This window comes from Streptomyces sp. P17 (assembly GCF_032436805.1).
Classification (GTDB): domain Bacteria; phylum Actinomycetota; class Actinomycetes; order Streptomycetales; family Streptomycetaceae; genus Streptomyces.
Genome location: NZ_JAVRBF010000049.1, coordinates 26,987 through 48,014 on the forward strand (window position 1 = coordinate 26,987; position 21,028 = coordinate 48,014).

General features: G+C 72.1%; 17 protein-coding genes and 1 pseudogene. 12 read left to right on the top strand and 6 right to left on the bottom strand.

Annotated elements, in window-relative coordinates; translation table 11 throughout:
* The first annotated feature begins 5 nt into the window (after window positions 1-5).
* Complete coding sequence (locus tag RMT89_RS28330; protein ID WP_315886613.1) at window positions 6-3,296, top strand: S8 family serine peptidase; 3,291 nt, start codon at window positions 6-8, stop codon at window positions 3,294-3,296.
* Between the two features lie 48 nt (window positions 3,297-3,344).
* Here RMT89_RS28330 and RMT89_RS28335 read toward each other — a convergent pair whose 3' ends face one another.
* Entirely contained in the window at window positions 3,345-4,070 is a 726-nt protein-coding gene (locus tag RMT89_RS28335) for a hypothetical protein (protein WP_315886614.1), read from the bottom strand.
* A 1-nt stretch (window position 4,071) separates the two neighbouring features.
* Window positions 4,072-4,599, bottom strand: coding sequence for a sigma-70 family RNA polymerase sigma factor (locus tag RMT89_RS28340; RefSeq protein WP_315886615.1), 528 nt, complete (start codon window positions 4,597-4,599; stop codon window positions 4,072-4,074).
* Between the two features lie 42 nt (window positions 4,600-4,641).
* On the opposite strand from RMT89_RS28340, the pseudogene RMT89_RS28345 reads away from it, so the two are divergent.
* The 5 genes and pseudogenes from RMT89_RS28345 to RMT89_RS28365 all read left to right on the top strand — a co-directional run.
* Window positions 4,642-4,977, top strand: a pseudogene (locus tag RMT89_RS28345) (TerD family protein); the annotation flags it as partial.
* 79 nt (window positions 4,978-5,056) lie between these two features.
* Window positions 5,057-5,941: a TerD family protein gene (locus tag RMT89_RS28350; protein ID WP_315886616.1), complete on the top strand. Its 885-nt coding sequence runs from the start codon at window positions 5,057-5,059 to the stop codon at window positions 5,939-5,941.
* 166 nt (window positions 5,942-6,107) lie between these two features.
* Window positions 6,108-7,139, top strand: coding sequence for an aspartate-semialdehyde dehydrogenase (locus tag RMT89_RS28355; RefSeq protein ID WP_315886617.1), 1,032 nt, complete (start codon window positions 6,108-6,110; stop codon window positions 7,137-7,139).
* Window positions 7,140-7,406: 267 nt separating this feature from the next.
* Complete coding sequence (gene pepN, locus RMT89_RS28360) at window positions 7,407-9,983, top strand: aminopeptidase N (protein ID WP_315886618.1); 2,577 nt, start codon at window positions 7,407-7,409, stop codon at window positions 9,981-9,983.
* A gap of 489 nt (window positions 9,984-10,472) precedes the next feature.
* Window positions 10,473-10,991 (top strand): MarR family transcriptional regulator, encoded by a 519-nt coding sequence (locus RMT89_RS28365; protein WP_315886619.1) that lies wholly within the window; start codon window positions 10,473-10,475, stop codon window positions 10,989-10,991.
* Between the two features lie 172 nt (window positions 10,992-11,163).
* Here RMT89_RS28365 and RMT89_RS28370 read toward each other — a convergent pair whose 3' ends face one another.
* A complete protein-coding gene (locus RMT89_RS28370) occupies window positions 11,164-12,696 on the bottom strand; it encodes an FAD-dependent monooxygenase (protein WP_315886620.1) in 1,533 nt (510 codons plus the stop codon).
* Between the two features lie 130 nt (window positions 12,697-12,826).
* On the opposite strand from RMT89_RS28370, the gene RMT89_RS28375 reads away from it, so the two are divergent.
* The gene (locus RMT89_RS28375; protein WP_315886621.1) at window positions 12,827-13,423 is read left to right on the top strand and encodes a TetR family transcriptional regulator; all 597 of its coding nucleotides are present in this window, start codon (window positions 12,827-12,829) and stop codon (window positions 13,421-13,423) included.
* Between the two features lie 201 nt (window positions 13,424-13,624).
* Here the strand turns inward: RMT89_RS28375 and RMT89_RS28380 are convergent, their stop codons facing one another.
* The 3 genes from RMT89_RS28380 to RMT89_RS28390 form a co-directional block, all read right to left on the bottom strand.
* Window positions 13,625-13,897: a hypothetical protein gene (locus RMT89_RS28380; RefSeq protein ID WP_315886622.1), complete on the bottom strand. Its 273-nt coding sequence runs from the start codon at window positions 13,895-13,897 to the stop codon at window positions 13,625-13,627.
* Window positions 13,898-13,964: 67 nt separating this feature from the next.
* Window positions 13,965-16,061, bottom strand: coding sequence for a 4-alpha-glucanotransferase (gene malQ / locus RMT89_RS28385; RefSeq protein WP_315886623.1), 2,097 nt, complete (start codon window positions 16,059-16,061; stop codon window positions 13,965-13,967).
* Window positions 16,062-16,313, bottom strand: coding sequence for a hypothetical protein (locus RMT89_RS28390; RefSeq protein ID WP_315886624.1), 252 nt, complete (start codon window positions 16,311-16,313; stop codon window positions 16,062-16,064).
* Between the two features lie 293 nt (window positions 16,314-16,606).
* On the opposite strand from RMT89_RS28390, the gene RMT89_RS28395 reads away from it, so the two are divergent.
* Genes RMT89_RS28395 through RMT89_RS28415 form a run of 5 tightly spaced genes read left to right on the top strand, consistent with a single transcriptional unit; the run spans window position 16,607 to window position 20,923 of the window.
* Entirely contained in the window at window positions 16,607-17,206 is a 600-nt protein-coding gene (locus tag RMT89_RS28395) for an RNA polymerase sigma factor (protein WP_315886625.1), read from the top strand.
* Window positions 17,203-18,177 (top strand): zf-HC2 domain-containing protein, encoded by a 975-nt coding sequence (locus RMT89_RS28400; RefSeq protein ID WP_315886626.1) that lies wholly within the window; start codon window positions 17,203-17,205, stop codon window positions 18,175-18,177. The genes RMT89_RS28395 and RMT89_RS28400 overlap by 4 nt, the downstream gene beginning before the upstream one ends.
* A gap of 30 nt (window positions 18,178-18,207) precedes the next feature.
* Window positions 18,208-18,987 carry an ABC transporter ATP-binding protein gene (locus RMT89_RS28405; RefSeq protein WP_315886627.1) on the top strand — a complete coding sequence of 260 codons (780 nt, stop codon included), beginning with the start codon at window positions 18,208-18,210 and terminating at the stop codon, window positions 18,985-18,987.
* Entirely contained in the window at window positions 18,984-20,327 is a 1,344-nt protein-coding gene (locus RMT89_RS28410; protein ID WP_315886628.1) for a hypothetical protein, read from the top strand. The genes RMT89_RS28405 and RMT89_RS28410 overlap by 4 nt, the downstream gene beginning before the upstream one ends.
* Window positions 20,324-20,923 carry a hypothetical protein gene (locus RMT89_RS28415; protein ID WP_315886629.1) on the top strand — a complete coding sequence of 200 codons (600 nt, stop codon included), beginning with the start codon at window positions 20,324-20,326 and terminating at the stop codon, window positions 20,921-20,923. Before RMT89_RS28410 ends, RMT89_RS28415 begins: the two co-directional genes overlap by 4 nt.
* Window positions 20,924-21,028: the final 105 nt, after the last annotated feature.

Sequence of the window (21,028 nt, forward strand, 5' to 3'; positions counted from 1 at the left end):
TGCTGATGACCCACACCCCCCAGCGCGAACCCATATCGGGCGCCAGACGCGCGGCCCGGATAGCCGTGGCCGCGGGGCTCGTGGCCGCGCTCTCCGCTGCCGGGCCGATACCCATGGCCCTGGCCGAGGACGCCCCGGCCGCGGCCGACCCGGCCGTCAAGTCCGCGCACGACAAGCTCGGTTCGGACGACGCCGATCTGCTCGCCGACGCCAAGGCTGCCGGTGACAAGAACGTCACGATGATGATCGCCACCGCCCCCGGCCAGACCGAGCGGGTCGCCGAGGACCTGGACGCGGTCAAGGGCGGCTCCGTGGGCCGTACCTACGACAAGCTCGGCTACGTCCGCGCCACCGTCCCGACGGCCAAGGCGGACGCGGCCATCGCCGCCGCGGCGAAGCTGCCCTCCGTGCAGGGCATCGACCTGCGCGAGGAGATCCCGCTCGACGACCCGGCCGTCGACACCAAGAAGTCGGCGTCGACCGCGGCCGCCTATCCCGCCCCCGGCAAGAACACCCCGGCCGAGAACCCGTACAACCCCTCCTTCGAGACCGGTGCCGTCGACTTCGTCGACGACAACCCGAAGGCGGACGGCCGCGGGATCACCATCGGTGTCCTGGACTCGGGTGTGGACCTGTCCCACCCGGCGCTCCAGAAGACCACCACCGGTGAGCGCAAGATCGTCGACTGGGTCACCGCGACCGACCCGATCCTCGACGGCGACGCCACCTGGCGCCCGATGGTCACCAATGTCTCCGGTCCCAGCTTCACCTTCTCCGGCCGCACCTGGACGGCACCCGCCGGGTCGTACCAGGTCAACCTGTTCCGCGAGTCGGTGACCGCGGGCGGCGACGCCAAGGGCGACGCGAACCGGGACGGCGACACCACCGACGTCTGGGGCGTGCTGTACGACGCCGCGGCCGGCACGGTCCGGGTCGACCTGAACAACAACGCCGACTTCGGTGACGACACCCCGATGAAGCCGTACAAGGACGGCTTCCAGATCGGCTGGTTCGGCACCGACAACCCGGACACCGACGTCGCCGAGCGCCAGCCGTTCGTCGTGGAGATCCGCAAGGACGTCCCGATGGACCCCTACGGCGGTGACTGGGTCGGCCAGAAGCGCGACTTCGTCAACATCGGCGTCATCGAGTCCCAGCACGGCACGCACGTCGCCGGCATCACCGCCGCCAACGGCCTGTTCGGCGGCGAGATGAACGGCGCGGCGCCCGGCGCGAAGATCGTCTCCTCGCGCGCCTGCACCTGGACCGGCGGCTGCACCAACGTCGCGCTGACCGAGGGCATGATCGACCTCGTCGTCAACCGCGGCGTCGACATCGTCAACATGTCCATCGGCGGTCTGCCCGCGCTGAACGACGGCAACAACGCGCGCGCCGAGCTCTACACCCGCCTGATCGACACCTACGGCGTCCAGCTGGTGATCTCCGCGGGCAACTCGGGCCCCGGCGCCAACACCATCGGCGACCCGGCCCTGGCCGACAAGGTCATCTCGGTCGGCGCGTCCGTCTCCAAGGAGACCTGGGCCTCCAACTACGGCTCCGCCGTGCGGAAGTCGTACGCGATGATGCCGTTCTCCTCCCGCGGCCCGCGCGAGGACGGCGGCTTCACCCCGACGCTCGTGGCGCCGGGTGCCTCCGTCAACACCATCCAGACCTGGCTGCCGGGCGCACCGGTCGCCGAGGCGGGCTACTCGCTGCCGGCCGGCTACGGCATGCTCCAGGGCACCTCGATGGCCTCCCCGCAGGCCGCGGGCGCCTCGGCGCTGCTGCTGAGCGCCGCCAAGCAGAAGGGCATCGCGCTCACCCCGGCGAAGCTGCGCACCGCGCTCACCTCGACCGCCGACCACATCAGCGGGGTCCAGGCGTACGAGGAAGGCGCGGGCCTGATCAACATCGAGGACGCCTGGGACGCCATCAAGGACGGCGCCACCGCGCGCACCTACTCGGTGAAGGCGCCGGTCGACACCGCGATCGACCAGTTCCTGAAGACGCCCGGCTTCGGCACCGGTCTGTACGACCGTGAGGGCGGTCTGAAGGCCGGCCAGAAGAAGACGTACGAGATCACCCTGACCCGTACGTCCGGCGCCGACCGCCCGATCCGGCACGAGCTGAACTTCGAGAACAACGCCGGTGACACCTTCCGGATCGTCGGCTCCGACGAGGTCAGCCTGCCGCTGAACCAGCCGGTCACCGTCAAGGTGCAGGCCGCGCCGAAGTCCGCCGGGCTCAAGAGCGCGATCCTGGAGGTCGACGACCCGCGCACCGAGGGCATCGACAAGCAGGTCATGTCGACGGTCGTGGTCTCCGCGCCGCTCCAGTACACCTACTCCGCGTCCGGCACGGTGCAGCGCAACAGCGTCAAGTCGTACTACGTGACCGTACCCGAGGGCGCGAAGTCGCTGGAGGTCGCGATCGGCGGCCTGAAGGACAAGAGCCAGACCCGCTTCATCGCCATCCACCCCTACGGCGTCCCGGCGGACACCACCTCGACGCCGAACTGCTACAACAACTACCTCGACGGCAACGGCTGCAAGCCGGACGTGCGCTCGTACGCCGACCCGCAGCCCGGCGTCTGGGAGATCGAGGTCGAGTCGCGCCGTACGTCGCCGCTGCTCGACAACCCCTACAAGCTGGACGTCACCGTCCTCGGCGCGGTCTTCGACCCGGAGACCGTGACCGTGCCGGAGGCCAAGGTGGGCACCCCGGTCGAGGCGTCCTGGAAGGTGACGAACAAGCTCGCCGCCCTCGACGGCAAGCTCGCGGGCGGTCCGCTCGGCTCGTCCAAGACGGCCCGGCCGACCATCGCCGACAACGAGACGCAGACCACCACGGTCGAGGTGCCCGAGGGCGCCGCGTCCCTGGACGTCGCCATCGGCAATGTCTCCGACACGGCCGCCGACCTGGACCTGACGGTCTACGACAAGGACGGCAACCAGGTCGCGCAGGCCGCGGACGGCGACTCGGAGGAGGCGGTCTCCATCGCCAAGCCCGCCGCCGGCACGTACACCATCGAGGTCGTGGGGTACGCGGTGCCGTCCGGCTCCACCGCCTACGACTACCTGGACGTGTTCTTCTCCGCCGCGCTCGGCTCGGTCAGCGTCGACGGGTCGGCGCCGGTGAAGCTGGGCACGGGCGACTCCGCCACGGTCTCCGCGAGCGTCACCGTCGCGGCCGCCGCGCCGGAGGGCCGTGAGTTCTTCGGCCAGGTCGAACTGCTCAACGCGCGCGGCACCGTCGCGGGCGCCGGCAGCGTGAAGATCGAGAAGGTCACGCCGTAGCTCTACGGCTGTACCAGGGCGGGCGTCCGTAAGGGCGCCCGCCCTCTCTCATCCGCAGTTCAGGGAGCGGGAGTCGGGCAGCGAGCGGTTGATCCGGTCCCGTTCCCGGGCGACCTCCGTCTCGCCGATGACCCACATGTCCGGCGGGGCGCCCTTCTCCGGGACGCCGAACAGGACGTGGTCCCCCGCACGCAGACCGGGAGCGGTGTTCCTGTCGATCACATAGCTGAGGTCGTCGCCCTTCTTGGGGCCGGGCTTCTCGGGCTTGTAGACCTGGCTCAGGTCCACGCTCACACGGACCAGCTCCGGGTCGGTCGCGGTGACCGGTTCGGCGGAGCTGACCTCGCCCTCGGCGACCAGGTACGCGCAGGCGAGGTAGGTGGGGCTGCCGAAGAGGACGTCGGCCGCGGCGTCGGACGGCGCCTTCTCGGCGGAGCCCGATGCCGAGTCGGCGCTGCCGGCGCCCATGTCGGACTGCGCCACCAGCCAGCCGAAGCCCACCATCACGGTCGCCGCGGCGGCCGCCGCGAGGGAGCCGACGGCGAGCCGAAAGGCGCGGCGCCTCACCGGCCGTACGGGAACGGGGGCCGGGGCGGGCTTGGGCGGTTCCCCTCCCAGCGCGCGGCCGATGATGTCCAACTGCTCGCGCAGAGCGGCGATATCGGCGCTCGCGGAGCGGTGTTCGGCGAGGTAGGCGGCGTCCGCCTCGTCGGGCAGGGGTTCGTCGGTGAGCGCGGCCATCAGCGCGTCGACGCCGTCGTGTTCGGCGGTCACGTCACACCACCTCGTCCTCGTGCAGGCGGGCGCGCAGGGCGCGTACCGCCGTGTGCAGCCTGCTCTTGACCGTGCCCTCGGGGATGGCGAGTTGCTCGGCGATGTCCCGTACCGGCAGATCGGCGTAGAAGCGCAGGACGACCACCTGGCGCTGGGCGTCGGGCAGTTCGTCCAGGCCCTGGGCGACGGCGAGGGAGAGCAGGCTGGTGTCCTCGCCGGAGGGGTGCTCGCTCTGGCGCAGGGCGGCGAGCCGCTCTCCGAGCCGTTCCTGCCGCTTCTTGGCCCGGTGCCAGTCCATGGCGAGGTTGGAGGCGACCACCGCCGCCCACGCCGAGACGTCCCGCGGCGCCTCCCGACCGCTCGCGGCCCGCTCCAGCAACCGCAGACGGACCTGCTGCACCCCGTCCGGCAGGTCCGCCTGCGGTACCCCGCCGAGTGCCAGCACCGCCCGCACCCTGCGTTCCTGGGCCGCGTCCAGTGGGTCGTCCGGTGCGTCGAGCACCGCGTCCCGCTGGCCGCGACGGGTCATTCTGCGCAGCACAGCCACCCCTCCCCTCGCCGCGTTTCCCCTATGACGCCGGTCGGGGCGGAAACGTTCGGCCCGACTTCCGGAATCTTCAGTTCGATCTTTCCTTCACACCGTCTTCACTGTCAGCATGAGCCCCATGACGCACATCACCAAAGGCGCCAACACCCCTGTCCCCGCAGTCCGCTGAGGGTCGCGGTCGTCCGCCGCAAGGCGCCGGGGACGCCCGCCGTGGAAGTCTCGGCGCTGCTGCTGGACGCTGCGGGCAAGGTACGCGGCGACGCCGACCTCGTCTTCCACAGCCGGCCCGTGCATCCCTCGGGGGCGGTGCGGCACGTGGGCACGGGTGACAGCGGCGAACAGCTCGCGGAGTGGCTTGAGCTGGATCTGCCCCGGGTGGAGGCGGCGGTGCAGCGGGGGCTGATCGCCGTGGTCCTGCGACGACGGCACCTTCGGGGCGGTGCCGGGGCTCGCGGCGCAGACGGTGGCGCCGGACGGTTCGATCGTGGCGCACTACGAGGTGACGGACGCGGCGAGCGAGACGGCCTTCGTGCTCGGGGAGTTCTACCGGCGCAACGGTGAGTGGAAGTTCCGGGCGGTGGGGCAGGGCTACGACCCGGGGCTCGCGGGGCTGGCCACGGACTTCGGGAACCCCGGGCCCGGGCGCCCGTCGCTGGTCGAGTACGACTTCCCGGGCGCCGCGGCCGACTACTCGCTGGAGGTGAAGGTCCTCGACGAGTACGGCGACGAGGACGAGTGGCTCGTCGGGACCCGGCACGGCACCCGGGGCGTGGCCATGATGTTCACGTCCGGCTCGGCCGAGCGGACCGTACGGGTCAAGCACTCCGGCGACTGGACCCTCCGGCTGCTGCCCGAGGAGGACGCGCCGCTGATCACCGGCCCGGCCGAGGGCAAGGGCACCACGGTCCTGCGGTGGCCGGGGCCGCCCACGCTGATGAGGGTGAAGCGGACCTCGCTCGGGAAGGAGGGGAAGCTCGCCGCGTACGCCGTGAACCACCCGTTCGGCAAGTCGGTGATCATCGCCGACACCAATGAGCGCCGCCGTCCCGTCCTCGGTCCCGTCTTCGTCGATCCGGGCGGGTCCTGCTTCGTGATCGTCAGCGCTGTGGAGGGCACGAAGTGGCTCTTGAGCCGGAGCCGCTCAGCGCGGCGCCCGTGCTCGGCGCCCGGACCCAGGACGGCTGGTACGGAGTCGTACGTCACATCGGCGCCGAGTCCGAGAGGGTGGTCGCCGGCACGAGCGGCATCCTCCACGTGTACGAACTGGACGAAAACCTGTTTCCGAAGCGGAAAATCACCGGTTCTTCCGGCCCGTACCGCATAGCGAGCTCAATCCTGCACGTCAGGGCGCTCGGGGAATGGGTGATCGAGCTGCGCGGCTGACAAGTATGGCGTCCCATTCCTCGGGCAAACGATTGGACATACCGGCCAGGGGGCGACGCATCATGGAAACGTCCAGGCCACGCAACCGCCATCGAGAAGGAGTCACCGTGAGGGTCGGAATCGTCGGAGCCACCGGTCAGGTCGGCACGGTCATGCGCAGGATCCTCACGGAGCGGGCTGCAAATTCTCCCCTTGGCCCGGTCACTGAGCTGCGCCTGTTCGCCTCGGCCCGTTCGGCGGGGACGGTCCTGGACGGTGTCACGGTGGAGGACGCGGCGACGGCCGACTACACGGGCCTGGACATCGTGCTGTTCTCGGCGGGCGGCTCGACCTCGAAGGCGCTGGCGGAAAAGGTCGCCTCGCAGGGCGCCGTCGTGATCGACAACTCCTCGGCCTGGCGCAAGGACCCCCAGGTCCCCCTCGTCGTCTCCGAGGTGAACCCGCACGCCATCGCGGACCGGCCCAAGGGCATCATCGCCAACCCGAACTGCACGACGATGGCCGCGATGCCGGTGCTCAGGCCGCTGCACGAGGAGGCGGGCCTGGAGGCGCTGGTCGTCGCCACCTACCAGGCGGTGTCCGGCTCGGGTCTCGCGGGCGTGGCCGAGCTGCACGGCCAGGCCCAGAAGGTCGTCGCCGACGCGGACAAGCTGACCCACGACGGCGAGGCGGTCGACTTCCCCGAGCCGCAGGTCTACAAGCGCCCGATCGCCTTCAACGTGCTGCCGCTGGCCGGCTCGATCGTCGAGGACGGTCTGAACGAGACCGACGAGGAGCAGAAGCTCCGCAACGAGTCCCGCAAGATCCTGGAGATCCCCGAGCTGAAGGTCTCCGGCACCTGCGTCCGCGTCCCGGTCTTCTCCGGCCACTCCCTCCAGGTCAACGCCCGCTTCGCGCGTCCGCTGTCGGCGGAGCGCGCGACCGAGCTGCTGGCCGGCGCCCCCGGCGTGGTCCTCTCCGACATCCCGACCCCCCTCCAGGCGGCCGGCAAGGACGCCTCGTACGTCGGCCGCATCCGCACCGACGAGACGGTGGAACACGGCCTGGCCCTGTTCATCTCCAACGACAACCTCCGCAAGGGCGCCGCGCTGAACGCGGTCCAGATCGCGGAACTGGTGGCGGCCGAGCTGAAGGGCTGACGCCGGGCACAGCCAAGAGGGCGGCCACCACAGCCGGGTGGCCGCCCTTCCGCACGCCGAGGGTTTTCGCCCCCGCCGCTCCTACCCGTCCCATCCCCCAGGGGCTGCCGCCCCTTGTCGGCCCCGCCCCCTGGACCCCCGCTCCTCAGACGCCGGAGGGGCTGGATTTGCGGCACCGCCCAGCTCACCAGCGGTAGACGGACATCGCCTTCTCCGTACGTCCCATGGAAGGATGACCGAACCCACACATAACGAGGAGATGACCGCGTGCCTGGCACAAACCTGACTCGCGAAGAGGCGCAGCAGCGGGCGTCGCTGCTCACCGTTGACTCGTACGAGATCGATCTCGACCTCTCCGGCGCGCAGGAGGGCGGCACCTACCGGTCCGCGACCACGGTGCGCTTCGACGTCACCGAGAGCGGCGCGGAGTCCTTCATCGACCTGGTGGCCCCCGCCGTGCACGAGGTCACGCTCAACGGCGACGCGCTCGACCCGGACGAGGTCTTCAAGGACTCCCGGATCGCGCTGCGCGGGCTGCTGGAGGGCCGTAACGTCCTTCGGGTCGTCGCGGACTGCGCGTACACCAACACCGGCGAGGGCCTGCACCGGTTCGTCGACCCCGTCGACAACCAGGCCTACCTGTACACCCAGTTCGAGGTGCCGGACGCCCGCCGGGTCTTCGCCTCCTTCGAGCAGCCTGATCTGAAGGCCACCTTCCAGTTCACCGTGAAGGCGCCGACCGGCTGGACCGTCGTCTCCAACTCGCCCACGCCCGAGCCCAAGGACGACGTCTGGGTCTTCGAGCCGACCCCGCGGATCTCCAGTTACATCACCGCGCTGATCGTCGGCCCGTACCACTCCGTGCACAGCGTCTACGAGAAGGACGGGCAGTCCGTGCCGCTCGGCATCTACTGCCGGCCCTCGCTCGCCGAGTACCTCGACTCGGACGCGATCTTCGAGGTCACCCGGCAGGGCTTCGACTGGTTCCAGGAGAAGTTCGACTACGCCTACCCGTTCAAGAAGTACGACCAGCTCTTCGTGCCGGAGTTCAACGCGGGCGCGATGGAGAACGCGGGCGCGGTGACCATCCGCGACCAGTACGTCTTCCGCTCCAAGGTGACCGACGCGGCGTACGAGATGCGCGCCGAGACGATCCTGCACGAGCTGGCCCACATGTGGTTCGGCGACCTGGTCACCATGGAGTGGTGGAACGACCTGTGGCTGAACGAGTCGTTCGCCACCTACACCTCCATCGCCTGCCAGGCCTACGCGCCCGGCTCGCGCTGGCCGCACGCCTGGACCACCTTCGCCAACTCCATGAAGACGTGGGCGTACCGCCAGGACCAGCTGCCCTCCACGCACCCGATCATGGCCGAGATCCGCGACCTGGACGACGTCCTGGTCAACTTCGACGGCATCACCTACGCCAAGGGCGCCTCCGTCCTGAAGCAGCTGGTCGCCTACGTCGGCATGGACGAGTTCTTCCGGGGCGTGCGGGCGTACTTCAAGGCGCACGCGTACGGCAACACGCGTCTGAGCGACCTGCTGGGCGCGCTGGAGGAGACCTCGGGGCGTGATCTGAAGGCCTGGTCGAAGTCGTGGCTGGAGACGGCCGGCATCAACGTTCTGCGCCCGGAGATCGAGACGGACGCGGAGGGTCTCATCACCTCCTTCGCCATCCGCCAGGAGGCCCCGGCGCTCCCCGCCGGCGCCAAGGGCGAGCCGACGCTGCGCCCCCACCGGATCGCGGTCGGCCTGTACGAGCGCGACGAGGACAGCGGCAAGCTGGTGCGCGCCGAGCGCGTCGAGCTGGACGTGGACGGCGAACTGACGGCCGTACCGCAGCTGGTGGGCACGCGCCGTCCGGCGGTCGTGCTGCTCAACGACGACGACCTGTCGTACGCGAAGGTCCGCCTGGACGAGCAGTCGCTGGCTTTCGTGACGGAGCACCTCGGCGACTTCGAGTCGTCCCTCCCCCGCGCCCTGTGCTGGGCGTCGGCGTGGGACATGACGCGGGATGCCGAACTGGCCACCCGCGACTACCTCTCCCTCGTCCTGTCCGGCATCGGCAAGGAGTCGGACATCGGCGTCGTGCAGTCGCTGCACCGCCAGGTGAAGCTGGCGATCGAGCTGTACGCCGACCCGGCCGGCCGGGAGGCCCTGCTGACCCGCTGGACCGACGCCACGCTGGCGCACCTGCGGTCGGCCGAGGCGGGCGGCGACCATCAGCTCGCGTGGGCGCGCGCCTTCGCGGCGACGGCCCGTACGCCGGAGCAGCTGGACCTGCTGGAAGGCCTGCTGGACGGCACGCAGTCCATCGAGGGCCTGGCCGTCGACACGGAGCTGCGCTGGGCGTTCGTGCAGCGCCTCGCCGCGGTGGGCCGCTTCGACGAGACGGAGATCGCGGGCGAGTACGAGCGGGACAGAACGGCCGCGGGTGAGCGCCACGCGGCCACGGCCCGCGCGGCCCGTCCGACTCCGGAGGCGAAGGCGGAGGCCTGGTCCTCGGTGATCGACTCGGACAAGCTCCCGAACGCGGTCCAGGAGGCGGTGATCTCCGGCTTCGTCCAGACGGATCAGCGCGAGCTGCTGACGCCGTACACGGACAAGTACTTCGAGAGCCTGAAGGGCATCTGGGACACCCGCTCCCACGAGATCGCCCAGCAGATCGCCGTCGGCCTGTACCCGACGATCCAGGTCTCGCAGGAGACGCTGGCGAAGACCGACGCCTGGCTGTCCTCGACCGACCCGACCGCGGCCCTGCGCCGCCTGGTGTCGGAGTCGAGGGCGGGCGTGGAACGCGCGCTGAAGGCCCAGGCGGCTGACGCGACGGCGGCCGAGTAGCCGACGGCACGGATACGCAGAGGGGCGCCTGGTGTGACACCGGGCGCCCCTTCGCAGCTTCGGGCAGCCACTGCTGCCGCACAGCTCGCATAGCTGCGGGCAGGTGGCGACCAGACAGAGGTGGCTCAGATCTCCCAGCTTCGTTCCCCCTGCGTTGAGCACCGGGGTTTCGCTGCGGGGCAAGGCTCACACGGGGCGCTGCCGGCTCTCGATGTACTGGCGTACCAAGGTCAGGGGTGCTCCACCCACAGCTTCCGGCGAAGTACGAGCCGGACCAGAAGCGCCCACCCCACAAGAAGATGAGCGCGGGGCGGCTGGTGGCCATGGGACGCACCCTTCGAGTAGGTCGATGAAGGTAGCTTACCTCTAAGCAACTTCTGGTCAAGCTACTCGCCATCGACCTACTTTCCGTCGAGCTACTTTCCGTCGAGCTACTTTCCGTCGAGCTACTTTCTTGCGGCCGACCCTCCCGGGCCGGATACTCGGCGCATGAACGCACGCCCGGAGCAGCGCAAGGACGCCGTCGACGCGATCATCGACCAGTGGGCGGCCGTGCGGCCCGACCTCGACACCGCCGCGATGGAGGTCTTCGGGCGGATCTCCCGCCTCGCGCGCACCATGGGCGACCGCATGGAGAAGGCGTACGCCCGCTTCGGGATCTCGCGGGGCGAGTTCGACGTCCTGGCGACCCTGCGGCGCTCCGGTGAGCCGTACACCCTCTCCCCGCGCCAGCTCTCGGCGACGCTGATGCTGACCACCGGGGGGATGACCGGCCGCCTCGACAAGCTGGAACGAGCGGGACTGCTACGGCGCTCCCCCGACCCGCACGACCGGCGCGGGCTCCAGGTGACCCTGACCGAGCCCGGGTTGAGCCTGGTCGACCAGGCGGTCGGCGCGGGGCTCGCCCTCCAGACGGAGGCCCTCGCCACCCTCGACGCCGAACAGGCCGGCCAACTGGCCAGCCTGTTGCGGGAGTTGCTGGAAGGAACGAGGGAGAACCCCCACTAGGGGGTGTTTTGAAAGTCCCGCACAGCACCCACGGCGCCCGGCACGCACCCTCGCCGCACCGGCCAAAGACCCAAGTACGTCCAGTACGAGGGCCTTCGTCCGGCACGCCGAGGGCACGCACCGAACACCGCGGGCACCGCACAGGACTTTCAAAACACCCCCTAGCGGAGTCTCAGCGCGCCAGGGTGATCCGTTCCCCCAGGTGCGCCTCCACCGCCGCCTCGATCGCCGCCGGGTCCGCGGTGTCCGCCGCCCAGGCCACGTATCCGTCGGGCCGCACCAGCACCGTCGTATGGCTGCCCCGGCCGCGGCCCGTGCGGCGCTCCACCGTGAGGCGGTCCTCCAGGCCCGTCTTGTCCGCGCACTCCCGCGAGGTGATCAGGACGAACCGGCCGCCGCGCAGGGCCTCGTAGAGACGGCCGCTCTCCAGGTCCACGTCGGCCACACGGGAGCCGGTGAGCCGGTGGGCGCCGTTCGGTGCGGCGTACCTGACGCCGATGCCGGTGATCTGGAGGGCCAGCTTGCGGCGGACCGGGGCGATGGTGTTGATGCCGGTCGTGAGTGCCGACCGCATGGCCAGCGTCCAGGGGTACTTGACCATGGCGAGACGGACGATGGCGCCGCTGCTGCGCTTGGCCGCCGTGCCGACCGGGTGGCGCTCGGCCTGGTAGGTGTCGAGCAGGCTGTCGTCCGTGTACCCCTGGAGGACGGCCGTGAGCTTCCAGCTCAGGTTCGCCGCGTCCTGCATGCCGATGTTCATGCCCTGGCCGCCGGCCGGGGTGTGCACATGCGCGGCGTCGCCGGCCAGGAAGACCCGGCCCACGCGGTAGGAGGGCGCCTGCCGTTCGTCGCTGTGGAAGCGGGACAGCCACCGGGCGTCGTGCATCCCGAAGTCATGGCCGGCCGCGAGCCGGGTGGCCTCCTTGACCTCCGCCAGATCGAGCGGCTCGCTCTCGGCGATGTCATGGCCGCGCTGCCAGGCGACCACCCGGTAGTAGCCGTCACCGAAGGCCGCGAGGAAGGCGAAGGCGTCACCGACGGCGTGCACGGAGAGCAGATCCTCGGGCGGCTCGGCCAGCCGGACGTCGGCGAGCAGCACGGAGCGGATCACCGAGCGGCCGGGGAAGGGCAGACCGACCGCGCCGCGCACGGTGCTGCGCATCCCGTCGGCACCCACGACGTACGCCGCCCGCAGCGCCTCGGCCGCCCCGCCGGGACCGCGCACCTCGACGGTGACGCCGTCGGCGTCCTGGCTCACCCCGGTCACCTCGGTCTCGTACCGGAACCGGACCCCGGCCGCGGCCGCGCGCCGCTCCAGGATCCGCTCCATCTCGTACTGCGGGAGGACGACGAGGTGGTTGTAGCGGGAGGGGAGGGTGCCGAGCTCGATGGTGAGCCGGGTGAAGAGGTTGAAGCGGTCGAGGCGGGTGCCGAGCTCCTCCACCTCGTCGGCGAGACCGCGGGCGTCGAGCAGTTCGAGGGTGCGGGCGTGCACGACGAAGGCCCGCGAGAGGTTGCTGATCTTGCGGGTGCGCTTCTCGACGAGGGTCACGGGGACACCGGCGGCGGCGAGATCGCCGGCCATCAGGAGACCGGTGGGGCCGCAGCCGACGACGATCACGGAACGGGTGGTGTGGTCGGCGCCCGGGCGGGGGGTGGGGTTCGGGTCGGTGTGGATACCGATGCCGGTGCCGGTGCCCTTCATGGTGGCCTCCTGTTGCCAACGCCTCCGGTTTGCCAACGCTTGTTGGCCAACGCTCGTTGACGACGATACGACCCCTTTCGTTGGTAGTCAACACTTGTTGGCCTACGCGTGTTGGCCTACGCTTGTTGGCATGACTGGAAATGAACGTACCGAGACCGATTCCGGGGGTGGCGGCCGGCGGCGCTCCGAGACCACCCGCACCGCGATCCTCGCCGCGGCGCGCGAACGATTCGCAGCTGACGGCTATGAGAGGGCCACCATCCGCGCCATCGCCAAGGACGCGAACATCGATCCGTCGATGGTGATGCGCTACTACGGCAACAAGGAGGGGCTGTTCGCGGCGGCCGTCTCGGTCGACTTGAAATTGCCGGATCTGAGCAGGCTGCCGCGCGGGGAGGTCGGCGAGGCGCTCGTGCTCCACTTCCTGCATCTGTGGGAGGAGAACGAGGTGCTCACGGCCCTGCTCCGGGTCGGTGTCACCAACCAGGCCGGGGCCGAGCGGATGCAGGACATCTTCCGGGAGCAGTTGCTGCCGGTCGCCCGTCAGGTCTGCCCGGACCCCGAGCAGAGCCCGGTACGGGCCGCGCTCAGCGCGACGCAGCTGCTCGGGCTCGCGCTCACCCGCTATGTGCTGCGGCTGCCGCCGGCCGTGGCGCTGCGCGTCGAGGAGGTGGTCGCATGGCTGGCGCCGACGGTGCAGAGGTATCTGACGGCTCCGAACCCGTGAGCGGGGAGGAAGCCCCCGAGATGGCCGAGGCCGGGGAAGAGCCGGAACCGGAGCCCGACGAACGGCCCGACGAAGGGCCCGACGAACGGCCCGACGAACGGCCCGACGAGGGGCCGGAGACACAGAAGGCGCCGCCCCCGGCGTACGGCGGTCTGCGCGTACATGCCGTGGGGGCGGCGCCCTTGAGACGTGTGGGAGAGGTCAGGCCTTCGCCGGGGCCTTCGCCTTCGGCTTGGTCCTGACGCGGTGTTCCGCCGCCGAGCGGTCCAGGACCATGACGAGGCCCGTGATGACCGCGAACAGGGCGATCGGGGCCACGACGAACCAGCCCAGCGTCTCGACGCCGCTGAGGCCCGAGCCGGGGTCGTCACCGTCGTCGCGGGTCAGCGCGAGCGCGGGGGACGACATGAGCAGCATCATCAGCGTCGTACCGGCAGCCAGGGCGCCGGCGCGCAGGGCGTTCTTCTTGTCCACGGTGCCAAAAGTATCGAACGCCGGACGGGGGCGCTCGTCCGGGGGTGCATAAGAGGCGGGCCCGGCCTCACCCCGGCCTCATCACCTCGATCAGGGCATGCAGCCTCGGTGACGCCGCCAGCTCCTCCAGCGTCACCGGCTTCCCCTCCGCGTCCGCGATGGGCAGGCGCCAGTTCGGGTACTGGTCCCAGGTGCCGGGGAGGTTCTGGGGGCGGCGGTCGCCGACGGTGTCGGGGAGCCAGATGCCGACCATGCGGGCCGGGGTGCGCAGCAGAAAGCGGTGGACGGCCTGGATCTCGGCCTCCTCCTGGGACGTACCGTGTCCGCCGCCCGTGCCGTGCAGCAGGCCGAGGCGGGCCAGCAGGTCCAGCCACTCCCCCGTGTCGGCGGCGGCCTCCGCGCGTTCCTCCTCCAGGGCACGGGTCAACAGGCCCAGGCGGTGGCGGAGTTCGACATGCTCGCCGGTGAGCCGGGCGGCCGTGGAGGGCAGGTCGTGGGTCGTGGCCGTGGCCAGGCAGTCGGACCGCCACTGTTCGGGCGGCAGCGGACGGCCGTCGCCCTCCCAGTCCCGCTCGAACCACAGCACCGACGTGCCGAGCACGCCCCGCGCCCGCAGGACGTCGCGCACCCCGGGCTCCACCGTGCCCAGGTCCTCGCCGATCACCAGCGCCCCGGCGCGGGAGGCCTCCAGGACGAGGATGGCGAGCATGGCCTCGGCGTCGTAGCGGACGTAGGTGCCGTCCGTGGGCGGGTGTCCCTGGGGGACCCACCAGAGCCGGAACAGCCCCATGACGTGGTCGATGCGCAGCGCCCCCGCGTACCGGAAGAGGGCCTTGAGGAGACGGCGGTACGGCGTGTAGCCGGACTCGGCGAGGCGGTCGGGGCGCCAGGGCGGCAGGCCCCAGTCCTGACCGCGGGCGTTGAAGGCGTCCGGGGGCGCGCCGACCGACATCCCGGCGGCGAAGTACTCCTGCTGCGCCCAGGCGTCGGCGCCGTCGGGATGCACGCCCACCGCGAGGTCGTGCACGATCCCGACCGGCATCCCGGCCTCACGGGCGGTGCGCTGGGCGGCGGTGAGCTGGGCGTCGGTGAGCCAGGCGAGCATCGAGTGGAAGTCGACGCGGTCCATCAACTCGCCCCGGGCGTGGGCGGTTTCCGCGGACCGGGGGTCGCGCAGCCCCTCCGGCCAGCGCCGCCAGTCCGAGCCGTGCACCTCGGCGAGCGCGCACCAGGTGGCGTGGTCCTCCAGGGCCTGGCCCTCCTCGGCGAGGAAGTCGGCGTAGGCGGCGCGCCGTCCGGGGCCCAGCGGCACCTCGCGGACGAGTTCCAGCGCCTCCCGCTTCAGCTCCCACACCGCGTCCCGGTCGATCAGCGCGCCCTTCTCCAGCACCGACTCGCGCAGCCGGTCGGCGCGTTCCAGCAGCGCCCGTACCCGCTCGCGGTCCTCGACGCGGGCGTACTCCGGGATGTCCTCGATGCGCAGATGCACCGGGTCGGGGAAGCGGCGGGAGGAGGGGCGGTAGGGGGAAGGGTCGGTGGGCGCTCCCGGTACGGCCGCGTGCAACGGGTTGACCTGGACGAACCCGGTGCCCAGCGTCCGCCCGCCCCAGTCGGCGAGCTCGGCGAGGTCACCGAGGTCGCCCATGCCCCAGGAGCGCCGGGAGAGCAGGGAGTAGAGCTGGACGAGGATTCCGTGGGAGCGTCCGGCGGTGGTGGGCAGCCGGGCCGGGGCGACGACCAGGTGGGCGGTGGCGCGTCGGCCGTCGGGGGCGGTGGCCGTCAACCGGTGGACGCCGGGCGGGAGTCGGTCGGCGGCGGCGCGGGTCTCGCCCTGCTCGGTCTCCACCCGCAGCCGGGTGCCGGGCGGCAGGCCGGTGAGGGCGGCGGCGGGAGCGGAGTCCGTCCAGGACACCACCGTCGGGGGCAGCAGCCGTTCGCGCAGTGCGCGTTCGCGGGCGGTGAGGGCCCGCCGGACGGCCTCGGGGGTGCTCACGTCGACATCGAGCGCGGTCAGCGCCAGTGTGAGCGCGGTGGCCGAGGCCCGGACCGTGCGGTCCGGGGAGGGTCGGTAGGAGGTGGCGACGCCGAGCAGTCCGGCGAGCCGGGACAGATCCTCCGAGGGGGCGTCCTCGGCGGGGAATTCGGCCGACCGCTCCTGTGTCATCTACGGCCTCGCGGTGTCCGAGCCGACGGGGAAGCCCTCACCGGTCAGCGGCGGCTCACTGGTCAGCGGCGGTGCCTCGTACAGCGCCGGCTCGCTCGTCAGGGGCTCGGCGTCGGGCAGGGGTGGTTCGCTGGTCAGCGGGGTTTCGGCGCAGGCGCTCTCCGCGCTGAAGACGCACACGTGCGGTTCGGGCTCGGTGAGCGCCTGGGGTTTGGACAGGGCGGTGAGCAGAAGGTGTGCCGATGCGGCCACGGGGGCCTCCTTGTCGAGTACGGCGACCTACGGCCTGTCCTGCGGTGACGCCGGCCAGGCCCTTGCGGGTTACCGCAGCCCTACCCAGCGGGCGCGAGGGCAGACGTGTCCGGGGAAACAACGTGCCGGTCGTCACATTCTGCTCCGCCGCGACACCTCCAGACTGGGGCAAGTCCGCCACAAGGGCCACTCTCGTCGAGGCCCGCGCGAGCCGGGCTCGACGCCGTGTCGAGCCGGCCTGAACCGGGGCCGTCGGGCTCGTCGATAGACGGGGTGTGAGACTGTTCCGCCCCATGGGGGGCCACCGGGAGAAGGACGAGGGTGACGCGTCCTTGCTGCGTGCCGTCGCGGCCGGGGACTCGGCCGCGATGGCCACGCTGTACGACCGGCACGCGGGCTGGCTGCACGCCCGGCTGACCCGGCGCTGCGCGGACCCCGAGGTCGTACGCGAAGTGCTCCAGGACACCTTCGTCACCGTGTGGCGGTCGGCCGGCACGCACCGCGGCGAGGAGGCCGGCGGCTGGCTGTGGACCATCGCCGCGCGCCGCCTGATCGACGCGCGGCGGGCGCAGGAGCGGGCCGCACGCCTGGAGACCACGCCGATCGACGGGCCACGGACCGGGTACGAGCCCGCCGCGGCCACGCCGTCCGCGGAGGAGCGGGTGCTGGCCGGTCTGGAGTACGGCGATGTCGGCACCGCCCTCGACCGGATCTCGCCGGAGCTGCGCGAGGTGCTGCGCGCGACGGTGGTCGACGGTCTGACCACCCGCGAGACCGCCCGGCTGCTCGGCATCCCCGAGGGCACCGTCAAGTCCCGGGCGATGCGCGCCCGCGCGGAACTGCGCGCGGCGCTCGACCGGTTGACCCCGTCCCCGATGGGAGGCCCGGCATGACCGGCCGGCACGCGCCCGACGACCTGGTCGCCCGCTACACCGACGGCTCCCTGCCGGACTCGGACGCCTGGTCGCTGGAGAAACACCTGGAGTCCTGCGCCGGCTGCGCGGCACGCGTGTCGAGGGCGGTCGCCGCGACGGCGACGGGCACGGTCCTGTCGGAGGTGCGTCAGGCGGTACTGGGGGCAGCCCCGGCAGCGCCGACGCACACCGCCCACGCACGGCCGCCGGCGCCCGCCCGCCGAGCGCGCCCGCGCTCCGGCCTCCGCGCGGCGGCCGGGGACGGGCTCCGCACCAACGCCCGCCACTGGTCTTCCCGCCACCTCGTTGCGTCCGCCGGCGATTCCCGGTGGGCGCGGGTGCTGTGGGCCGCCGGGCCCGCGGTGCGCGGGGCATGGCTGCCGGCTCTGCTGCTCGTGGGGATCGGCGCGGTCGTCCTCGCCTACGGCGCCGACTTCACCGGCGCCCGCTCCCTGCTCCTCGCGCTGGCCCCCGTCGTACCGGTCGCCGGAGTCGCCTTCTCCTACGGCGCCCACGCGGACCCGATGCACGAGCTCGCCGCGGCGACACCGTCCGCGGGACTGCGCCTGGTGCTGACGCGGACCGCCGTCGTGCTGGCGGTGAGCCTGCCGCTGCTGACCCTCGCCGGTCTGGTGCTGCCGTCGTACGGCGGCCCGGGCGCCGCCGCCTGGCTGCTGCCGGGGCTCGCGCTGACGCTGGCCTCGCTGGCCCTCGGCGGCTGGCTCGGGCTGCGTGCCGCGACGGCGGTGACCGGCGGCGGCTGGCTGTGCGCCGTTCTGGCACCGGCGCTGGCGACCCCCGACGGCGCGGTGTCCGCGGCACTGACGGACCAGATCTCCGCCTGCCTCGGCGGCGCGCCCGCGCAGGGCGCGTGGGCGGCGGCCGCCGTCCTGTGCGCGGCCCTGCTGGCCGCCCGCCGCGCCGCGTACGACCGCCTCGAACGGCACTGAGACACGTAACTCCCTTTCCCAGGAGCTTTGTTGACCACGATCCAGGTGGCCGGTCTGCATGTCCGGCACCGCAAGACAGTTGCCCTCGACTCCCTCGACCTCGACTTCGGTCCCGGTGTGCATGGCCTGCTCGGCCCGAACGGCGCGGGCAAGACCTCGCTGATCCGGGTCCTCGCCACCGTCGCCGCCCCGACCGGCGGCCGGGTGCGGATGCTCGGCGAGGACATCGGCGACCACCGCAGACGGGCCGCGGTCCGCCGCAGGCTCGGCTATCTGCCGCAGGAGTTCGGCTACTACCCGGGCTTCACCGTGCGCGAGTTCGTCGCCTACATGGCCTGGCTGAAGGAGATGCCCGCCGCGGACACCCCGGCCGCCGTCGAGCGCGCCGTGGCCCGGGTCGGCCTCACCGACCGGATCGACACGAAGATCAAGACACTGTCCGGCGGCATGGTCCGCCGTGTCGGCATCGCCCAGGCCGTCGTCAACGACCCGAAGGTGCTGCTCCTGGACGAGCCGACGGCGGGCCTGGACCCCGAGCAGCGGGTGGAGTTCCGCGAGCTGCTGCGCGAACTGGGCGCCTCGGCCACCGTCATCGTCTCCACGCACCTGGTGGAGGACGTGGCCGCGGCCTGCACCGAGGTCACGCTCCTCGCCGCGGGCCGCCTCGCCCACCGCGGCACCCCCGGCTCCCTGACCACGCTCGGCGGGACGGCGGACGGCATCGGCGACAGCCCGATCGAGCGCGGCTATACGGCGGCCCTGCGCGCCCACCGCGAGTCGGCGGCCGTACGGGAGGTGGCGGCGCGATGACCCTCGTGACCGAACGAACCGAGCAAACCGCACGAACGGGGCCCCTCGCCCATCCCCTGCGCGCCGAGTTCCTGCGCGGCTTCGCCCCCTGGGCGGGCGGCGCGGTGCTGCTGACGCTCGCCGTCGCGCTGGCCGTCCCGGCGGAGAGCTGGCAGGGAGGCTGGGCGGAGACCCGCAACCAGGTGCACTCGGCGGCGGTCCTGCTCGGCATTCCGCTGGCGCTGGCGGCGGGGTGCTGGCAGGGCGGACGGGAACGCCGGCGCCGTACCGGCGAACTGATGGAGACGTCCGTACGCGGCTCGCTCCCCCGCTTCCTCGCCTCGGCGCTGCCGGTCGCGCTCTGGACGGCCGTCGGACACCTGGTCGCCGCCGTGCTCGCCCTGCTGGCCACCTGGTACTGCGCCACGGGCGACAGCCCGTACCTGCTCGTGCCGCTCGTGGACACGGTCGTCGTGGGCTGCGCCGCGCTCGCGGGAGCGGTCGTGGGCCGGGTGCTGCCCTGGCGGCTGACAGCGCCGCTGCTGGCGATGGCCGCGTACATCACCTTCGGCGTCCTGGCCTACGGGGCGACGGGCGCCCTCGGCCGTCTCTCTCCCATCGCCGATGACTCCGGCCACAAGGTGCCGGTGTGGTGGCAGCCCCTGGCGACGGCCACCTGGATGGGTGGGCTCGCCCTGGCCGCGGTCCTCGCCCACGCCGCCCGCCGCCGCGCCACGGCCGTGCTGCCGCTGGCCGCCGCGATCGCCGCGGGCGCGCTGCTCGTGCAGACCGGCGACGGTCTTGTCCGCACCAACCCGGTCGCCCGCCGGCAGGTCTGCGACACCTCCAGCACCCCGCAGATCTGCGTCAACGCCCGCCACGAGAAGCTCCTGCCGCAGATCACCCAGGCCCTGTCGGGAATGACGGGCCGCCTGGAGGGCGTACAGAACCTCCCGCTCCGCTTCGAGGACCGGCCCGGCCGGTCGCGGCCGGACGAGGTGCAACTGCCGATGCTCACGCCGTTCGGCTCGAACGTGGTCCGCGGCCGGCTCGCCGATCCCGAGCAGTACGCCTGGGAGGCCGGGATGATGCTGATCGGCCGCACATGGTGCGACCGTACGGACCCCGCCGTCGGCAGGACGGACCGCGCCGTGGAGCACTACCTGGCGCCCAGTCCGGCCGAGGCGTACTTCGACGAGCGGGACGCCCGGGGCACCGCGGCCGACCGCGCCGAGCTCAAGGCCAGGCAGCAGGCCCGCGCCCGGCTGCTGGCGATGGACGACAAGGAGCGCCGGGCGTGGCTCTCGGAGTACTTCGCGACGGCGGACGAGTGCGACCCGAGCGGGGTGCCGGCCCTGTGACCGTCGCCGGCCCTCTCCTCTACGCCCGCTCGCGGGCCGTCCCGCTCGCCGCAGCGGCCCTCGCGGCGACCACGGTCGTCGCCGTGTGGGCCGCGGACGGCCTGGACGCCTACCTGGACCCGAACCGACGCGTCCCCGTGGTGGCGCTGGCCCCGCTCTTCGCGGCCGCGGTGATCGGCACCAGCCTCCACTCCGCCTCCGACGAACTGGACCGCACAGCGGTACGCCCCTGGTGGCGCCGCCGCCTGCTCCACCTGCTGACCCTCACAGCCCTGGCCACGGCCCTGCTGCCCTTCGCCGTGCTGGGACATGCCTCGTCCTTCGGCCCACCCGCCATGATCCGCAACGTCCTGGGCTGCACGGGCCTGACGGCGGGGGCGGCGGTAGTGCTGGGGGCGCGCCTGAGCTGGCTACCGGTGTTCGGCTACGTCAGCGCGATGTACCTGGGGATCTCAGGCATGCAGGGCGGCTCACTACCCGTATGGGCGTGGCTGCTGGAGCCGAGAACAGACGGGCCGGCCTGGACGACGGCAGCAGCCCTGTTCGCGGCGGGAGGCACCGCGTACGCACTACGAGGGGCGCGCGCAACTCCCTGAGGGGCGCGCGATACTCCCTGAGGGCCGCGGGGCCGCATCAATGTGCGGCTCCGCCGCGTGGGGGCGACCAGCCCCCACACCCGCATCCGACAACACAAGGGCCCG

Bases quoted from the DNA above. Each gene is read 5' to 3' on its own strand.
- RMT89_RS28330 (WP_315886613.1), top strand. From the start codon at position 6: ATGACCCACACCCCCCAGCGCGAACCCATATCGGGCGCCAGACGCGCG.
- RMT89_RS28340 (WP_315886615.1), bottom strand. From the start codon at position 4,599: ATGACCCGTCGCGGCCAGCGGGACGCGGTGCTCGACGCACCGGACGAC.
- RMT89_RS28365 (WP_315886619.1), top strand. From the start codon at position 10,473: ATGAACGCACGCCCGGAGCAGCGCAAGGACGCCGTCGACGCGATCATC.
- RMT89_RS28370 (WP_315886620.1), bottom strand. From the start codon at position 12,696: ATGAAGGGCACCGGCACCGGCATCGGTATCCACACCGACCCGAACCCC.
- RMT89_RS28375 (WP_315886621.1), top strand. From the start codon at position 12,827: ATGACTGGAAATGAACGTACCGAGACCGATTCCGGGGGTGGCGGCCGG.
- malQ (WP_315886623.1), bottom strand. From the start codon at position 16,061: ATGACACAGGAGCGGTCGGCCGAATTCCCCGCCGAGGACGCCCCCTCG.
- RMT89_RS28395 (WP_315886625.1), top strand. From the start codon at position 16,607: ATGGGGGGCCACCGGGAGAAGGACGAGGGTGACGCGTCCTTGCTGCGT.
- RMT89_RS28400 (WP_315886626.1), top strand. From the start codon at position 17,203: ATGACCGGCCGGCACGCGCCCGACGACCTGGTCGCCCGCTACACCGAC.
- RMT89_RS28410 (WP_315886628.1), top strand. From the start codon at position 18,984: ATGACCCTCGTGACCGAACGAACCGAGCAAACCGCACGAACGGGGCCC.